This is a genomic window from Streptomyces sp. NPDC006529, assembly GCF_040611795.1.
Classification (GTDB): Bacteria; Actinomycetota; Actinomycetes; order Streptomycetales; family Streptomycetaceae; genus Streptomyces.
In genome coordinates, this window is sequence record NZ_JBEXPB010000096.1 from 1 (window position 1) to 5,744 (window position 5,744).

Sequence of the window (5,744 nt, forward strand, 5' to 3'; positions counted from 1 at the left end):
CCCCGGGCCCACCCCCCCCCCCCCCGCGTCCCCCGCCCCGCCCCCGCGGCCGACCCCCGAGGCGGTCGCCGGGGCGGGGCGGGGCGTCAGGTGGCGATGCCCACCGCGTGGCGGGAGGACGCCGGGTCCGTCAGGGCGGCCAGCAGGGCGTCGGCGACATCGGCGCGGGGGATGGTGCGGGCGGCCCGGACGTTCGCGTCGACGGCGCGGCGGTAGGTGCCGGTGCCGGGCTTGTTCAGCAGGCGCGGCGGCCGGACCACCGTCCACTGCGTGCCGCTGGCGCCGATCACCGCCTCCATGACCGCCAGGTCGGCGTACACGTCCCGCAGTGCGCGCCGCAGCAGCGGCATGACGACCGCCCGGGTGAGGACGCCGTCCTGCGCGTGGTCCGGACCCAGCGGCGCCGCGCTCACCGCGGAGAGCCGCCGCACGCCGGCCCGGTCCATGGCCGAGACGATCGCGCTGAGCGCGGGCCCGGCCACCGGGGCCAGGCGGGCCTGCTTGTTGCTGCTCGGGCCGAGTGCGGAGACCACCCCGTCCTGCCCGAGCAGCACCGGGACCAGTGCCTCCTCGTCCGTGACGTCGGGGATCGTCGCCACGCGGAGCCGTTCGTGCTCCGGCACCGTCAGCCGCGCCGGGTCCCGCACCACGGCGGTGACCTCGTGACCCGCGTCGAGCGCCTGGCGCACGACCTCGCGGCCCACGCCTCCCGTGGCCCCGAACACCGTGATCTTCATCGTGGACTCCTCATCGTCGGTTCCGGCCTCGTCGTGGACTGCGCCCATGGGTGGGTGAGTATTCACTCACCCCTCCCTCCGCTAGGGTGAGTGAATGCTCACCCCGAAGTCAAGCGAATCCGGCCGGTCCGGTCGGCCCACCCCCCAGCGCCTGCTGGACGCCGCCGAGACCCTGATGCGCACCACCGGTCTCGCGAACGCCACCACCAAGGCCATCGCCCGCGAGGCCGGCTGCTCGGAGGCGGCGCTGTACAAGCACTTCGCGAACAAGGAAGAGCTGTTCGTCCGGGTGCTGCTCGAACGCCTGCCCAACGCGGGCGCCCTGATGGCTGCCCTGGCCGCCGCCCCCGGGGAGCGGCCCGTCCCGGAACGGCTCGCGGACATCGCCGGGCACGCGGCCCGCTTCTACGCCGACGCCATGCCCATCGCGGGCTCCCTCTTCGCCGAACCGGCCCTGCTGAGCCGGCACCGCGAAGGCCTCGCGGAGATCGGCAAGGGTCCGCACGCGGTGCTCGACGCGCTCGTCGACTGCCTGCGCCGCGAGCGCGAGCACGGCAGGATCCGCGCCGACGCCGACCCGCGCGCGGCCGCCGCGCTGCTGCTCGGCGCGTGCTTCCAGCGGGCGTTCTTCCTGCACTTCTCCGGCCCGGCGGTCGTCGAACCGGTGGCCGACTTCGCCCCGGCCGTCGCCGCTACGGTGTGGGCCGCCCTACGCTGAGCTCGGCGGCGTACGGCGGTTCCGCGCCCGCCCGGGTGCAGGTCAGGGCGGCCGCGCGGGCGGCGTACGCCAGCACCCCGGGCCAGTCCACCGGCGCGCCGGACCCGTCCCACGCCTGCGGGCCACCCGCCAGGCGGTGCAGGAGCGCGGCGTTCACGGTGTCACCCGCGCCGATCGTGTCCGCGACGGCGACCCCCAGCCCCGGTACCGAGAACCGCCCGCCGTCCCGGGTCCACGCCGACAGCCCCGCCGCGCCCCGGGTCAGCACCACCGCCGACGGCCCGGCCGCGAGCCACTCCTCGGGCCGGCCGCCCAGCCAGGCCGCGTCCTCCTCGGAGAGCTTGAGCAGGCGCACGTATGGCAGCCAGGACAGGAAGCGGGCCCGGTACGCCGCCGGGTCCGCGATCAGCGCCGGGCGGACGTTGGGGTCGAGCAGGGTCAGCAGCCCGCGTGCGGACTCCCGGCGCAGCAGGGCCTCGTACGCGCTCGCCCCCGGTTCCAGCACGAGCGAACACGTCCCCAGCGCCAGCGCCCGGGCCCCCGCGGGAAGGGCGTCGGGCAGCGTGAAGAGCCGGTCGGCGGTGCCCTCGACGTAGAACCCGTAGGCGGCCGAGCCGTCCGGGGCCAGCGAGGGCACGGCCAGCGTGGTCGGCTCCGGCCCGCGCTGCACCGGCGCCAGGTCCACCCCCGCCGCCCGCAGCCCGGCGAGCAGCATCTCCCCGAAGCCGTCCGTCGACACCCGGGAGCAGAAGGCCACCTCGGCGCCGAGCCGGCCCAGTGCCAGCGCCGTGTTGTACGGGCCCCCGCCCGCCCTGGGCACCAGCGCGCCCGGCGGCTGCGCCACGGGCACCAGGTCGATCAGGGCTTCTCCAGCGACGACGATCACGCGGGGGAAGCTACCGCATCGGGCGGCGGTATCGTCGGGTGGGCGCGTCGGCGGCGCCCCAGCCGCCACGGCCGACCCACCGGTGTCCCCCCGTACCACCCGCCCCCAGGAGAGCCCCATGTCCGCGCCGCAGTCAGCCGCCGCCCGCCGTACCGTGCTCAAGGGCGCCGCCGCCCTCGCCGGGTCCGCCGGGGTCGGCCTCACGCTCGGCGCCTGCTCGCCCGGGACCGGCGGCGAGGGCGCCTCCGCGACCCCGACCGCCCCCGTGGACCTGGGCGCCGCGGCGGACGTGCCGGTCGGCGGCTCCAAGCTCTACCGGGAGCACAAGCTCCTCGTGCACTGCCCCGCACAGGGCCAGTACGCGGCGTTCAGCGCCCAGTGCACCCACGCGGGCTGCGTGCTGGACAAGATCGTCGAGGGCCACGGCAACTGCCCCTGCCACGGCAGCCGGTTCGACGCCGCCACCGGCAAGGTGGTGCAGGGCCCAGCGACCGAGCCGCTGCCGTCCGTCCCCGTCCGCGCCGAGGGCGGCAAGCTCATCGCGGGCTGACCCGGCGGGCGGCCGCTCCCTAGTCCCACTCCCAGCCGATGCCGAGGATGCCGCGCCGGACGCCCTGCTCCACCAGGTGGACCGCGCGGTGCCCGCCGCTCGGGGTGAGCGCCGACAGCTCGCTGCGCGGGGCGCCGGGGCCCGACTGGCGAAAGCGCCGGCAGCTCACGGGCAGGGCGGCCGCGTCGAAGCGGACCTGGAGCACGTACTGGCCGCCCGCGTAGCCGAACCCCCGGACGTACTCGCTGCTGCGGTTGCCGGTGCCGTCCTCGAAGCCGTAGCCGAAGACGTACGTGTCGCCGCTGCGCAGCCGCGCGTCGAAGAGCAGCTCCGCGACCACCAGCCCCGCTTCCGGGTCCCGCCGGATCCGCCCGGTCCGGCAGTTGTCGTGCGCCAGTACCCGCACCGCGGCCGGATCGCAGCCCGGGTCGCCCTCGTGGATCGCGAGGTAGCGGTCGATGCCGTCCCGGTGGGCCCGTACGACGTGCTGGGAGTCGCGGCCCAGCAGCTCGCGCCGGGCCCCGATCCGGACCCGTTCGTGGTGGCCGACCGTGTGCAGTCCGCCGTCCGCCGGGAGGCCCATGCCGGCCAGCAGGTCCTCGACGGCCGCCCCCGTGCCCACCAGGGACCGGAAGGGGCGCGCGGCCGGGCGGGGGGCGTCGGTGCCCGGCCCTGCGGACCCGCCCAGGAGCCGTACGAGCGTGCCCGGGGGCAGTTCCAGGATCTGCTCCAGGGCCCGCACCGCGCGCAGGGACTCGGCGCGCCGGGGCCGCCGGGCGCCCTGCTGCCAGTAACTGAGGCTGGTGACCCCGACCTTGATGCCGCGCGCGGCGAGCCGGTGCTGGACCCGGTGCAGGGGCAGGCCGCGGGCGGCGAGCGCGGCGCGCAGCGCGAGGTGGAAGGGCCCGGCGCGCAGCAGCAGCGCGAATTCCTCCGGATGCATGCCCTCGGGCGCCGCGCCGTCGCCCGGGCCGCGCGGCGGGCCGCCCCGGCTCCCGGACCCGCCGCTCCGCACGGTCGGCAGCATGGCGACTCCTTTGTGAACGTTCACGCGTGAGGGGGCGGGGGAGTGCGCCGGTGACGCCCGTGGTCCAGGTGGCGGAGCGGCGGCCGTTCACATCCCGGCTTCCTCATTCACATTGCAATGTCACCGCGTATTGAAGCGTGTTGACCTGCTCGCGACAACACCCCGATGCTCCTCCACAGCGTCCGGACGCGGTCCTCCACCCCCACTCCCCCCTCGGGAGGAACGCGATGCGCGATCCCCACCGGCGGCTTTCCCTGGCCGCCTTCCTCACCGCTCTCCTGTTCGCACTGCCCACCGGCACGGCAACCGCCGCCGACGCCGGGGCCGGCAGCGCGACGCTCGCCGCCAAGCGCCTGAACATCACCATGCAGGCACAGCAGAAGACCAACTGGTGCTGGGCTGCCAGTGGCAACACCATCGCCACCTGGTTCGGCCGCACCTACAGCCAGAACCAGTTCTGCAACGCCGCCTTCAACCGCCAGCAGGGCTACGACTGCCCCAACAACCAGGCCAACCTCGCCAACGTGCAGACCGCCCTGCGCTGGGCCGGGATCAACTCCGGCTCGTACGTGACCGGCTGGCTCCAGTACTCCACCGTCCAGAGCGAGATCAACGCCAACCGGCCGGTCGAGACCCGCATCCAGTGGGCCAACGGCGGCGGCCACATGCACGTCGTCTACGGCTACGACACCGCCAGCAACTGGGTCTACTGGGGCGACCCCTGGCCCTCCAGCGACCGCTACAACTGGGCCTCCCACGCCTGGTACGTCGACAACAGCACCTTCTCCTGGACCCACTCGCTCTACCGGATCGGGGCGTGAGCGCCATGAACCGACGCGCAGCCGCCCTGGCGACCGGCGCCCTCGCCGCCGCCCTGTTGGGCCTGGCCCCGCAGGCCTCGGCCGCCCCCGTCCCGCAGCCCCCGGCCGCCACTGCCGAGGTCCGGGCCGCCGCCCACCAGGCGGTCGCCGCACCCGAGACCCTGGCCACCCTCTCCCGGTTCTTCTCCCGGGAGGGCAAGGTCTCCCTGACCACCGCCCGGCCCCGCATCGAGGGCGAGGCGATCCCCGTCAACTACCTCTCCCCGGAGTTCGTCGCGGGCCGGGCGGGCGCGCCCGTCGCCCGGCTGGAGTTCCTCGCCAGCAAGGCGGTGTCCTCCGACGGGCAGGAGGCCGCCCTGTGGACCGCCCGGACCGGAGCGGGCTGGCAGGTGGTGAACATCGCCACCGGTGACGACGAATTCCGCTACGCCCGGCTGGGGGCCGCCGCCCTGCCCGGCGGGACGGTCTTCCGCGAACCGCAGATCGACGCCTGGTACGTCGCCCGGGGGAGCAGTGTGCTGCCGCTGGACGAGGACGCGACGAAGGCCGTGGGGGCGCGGGGCACCACCCTCGCCGCCTACCGGGAGCGCGTCGTGAAGGCGTACGGGGACAAGCTGCCCGGCTCCGCCTATGCCCAGGGGGGTGAGGCCGGGGGGTTCGGGCCCGCGGAGGCAGGTGCGGGGTCCGTGGCCGTGGCCGTGACCGGGGGTGACCCGGACGCGGGGCCCGGTGCGGTGGCCCTCGCGGGCGGGGGCGTGGCCGCAGCGCTCGGGGTCGCCGGGCTCGGTGCGCTCGGCGTGCGCAGGGCCCGGCGCCGGGCGGTGCGGGTGTAGCCGCCCGGCGGGGGTGGGGTCCGGCCGCTGCTCGGGCGGCCGGGCCCCGTCCGGGTGCGGCGCCGCCGCCGGGGCTCCGCCCCGGACCCCGCGCCTCAAACGCCGGCGGGGCTGGATGGGGCCGAGCGGGCCTCGTCGGCGGACTCCGCTCCTCGAACGCCGGCGGGGCTGA

Annotated in this window: 7 protein-coding genes; 4 read left to right on the top strand and 3 right to left on the bottom strand. The window is 76.3% G+C overall.

The window, feature by feature from the left end; all coding sequences use genetic code 11:
* Window positions 1-86: 86 nt before the first annotated feature.
* Window positions 87-737, bottom strand: a complete 651-nt coding sequence (locus tag ABZY31_RS30930) for an NAD(P)H-binding protein (RefSeq protein WP_356416969.1) — start codon at window positions 735-737, stop codon at window positions 87-89.
* A gap of 94 nt (window positions 738-831) precedes the next feature.
* Between ABZY31_RS30930 and ABZY31_RS30935 the strand changes: the two genes are divergently transcribed.
* Window positions 832-1,455 carry a helix-turn-helix domain-containing protein gene (locus tag ABZY31_RS30935; protein ID WP_356416959.1) on the top strand — a complete coding sequence of 208 codons (624 nt, stop codon included), beginning with the start codon at window positions 832-834 and terminating at the stop codon, window positions 1,453-1,455.
* Here ABZY31_RS30935 and ABZY31_RS30940 read toward each other — a convergent pair.
* The gene (locus ABZY31_RS30940) at window positions 1,430-2,341 is read right to left on the bottom strand and encodes a carbohydrate kinase (RefSeq protein WP_356416961.1); all 912 of its coding nucleotides are present in this window, start codon (window positions 2,339-2,341) and stop codon (window positions 1,430-1,432) included. The two genes, ABZY31_RS30935 and ABZY31_RS30940, sit on opposite strands and share 26 nt — an antisense overlap.
* A 118-nt stretch (window positions 2,342-2,459) precedes the next feature.
* Between ABZY31_RS30940 and ABZY31_RS30945 the strand changes: the two genes are divergently transcribed.
* A complete protein-coding gene (locus ABZY31_RS30945; RefSeq protein WP_356416963.1) occupies window positions 2,460-2,891 on the top strand; it encodes a Rieske (2Fe-2S) protein in 432 nt (143 codons plus the stop codon).
* A gap of 19 nt (window positions 2,892-2,910) precedes the next feature.
* Here ABZY31_RS30945 and ABZY31_RS30950 read toward each other — a convergent pair whose 3' ends face one another.
* Window positions 2,911-3,834 carry a hypothetical protein gene (locus ABZY31_RS30950; RefSeq protein ID WP_356416970.1) on the bottom strand — a complete coding sequence of 308 codons (924 nt, stop codon included), beginning with the start codon at window positions 3,832-3,834 and terminating at the stop codon, window positions 2,911-2,913.
* A 311-nt stretch (window positions 3,835-4,145) separates the two neighbouring features.
* On the opposite strand from ABZY31_RS30950, the gene ABZY31_RS30955 reads away from it, so the two are divergent.
* Both ABZY31_RS30955 and ABZY31_RS30960 read left to right on the top strand, forming a co-directional pair.
* Entirely contained in the window at window positions 4,146-4,739 is a 594-nt protein-coding gene (locus tag ABZY31_RS30955; protein ID WP_356416965.1) for a papain-like cysteine protease family protein, read from the top strand.
* Between the two features lie 5 nt (window positions 4,740-4,744).
* Window positions 4,745-5,572, top strand: a complete 828-nt coding sequence (locus ABZY31_RS30960) for a hypothetical protein (protein ID WP_356416967.1) — start codon at window positions 4,745-4,747, stop codon at window positions 5,570-5,572.
* The last annotated feature ends 172 nt before the right edge of the window (window positions 5,573-5,744 follow it).

Coding starts and splice junctions, on each gene's coding strand:
- ABZY31_RS30930 (WP_356416969.1), bottom strand. CDS start 737: ATGAAGATCACGGTGTTCGGGGCCACGGGAGGCGTGGGCCGCGAGGTC.
- ABZY31_RS30935 (WP_356416959.1), top strand. CDS start 832: ATGCTCACCCCGAAGTCAAGCGAATCCGGCCGGTCCGGTCGGCCCACC.
- ABZY31_RS30945 (WP_356416963.1), top strand. CDS start 2,460: ATGTCCGCGCCGCAGTCAGCCGCCGCCCGCCGTACCGTGCTCAAGGGC.
- ABZY31_RS30950 (WP_356416970.1), bottom strand. CDS start 3,834: ATGCATCCGGAGGAATTCGCGCTGCTGCTGCGCGCCGGGCCCTTCCAC.
- ABZY31_RS30955 (WP_356416965.1), top strand. CDS start 4,146: ATGCGCGATCCCCACCGGCGGCTTTCCCTGGCCGCCTTCCTCACCGCT.
- ABZY31_RS30960 (WP_356416967.1), top strand. CDS start 4,745: ATGAACCGACGCGCAGCCGCCCTGGCGACCGGCGCCCTCGCCGCCGCC.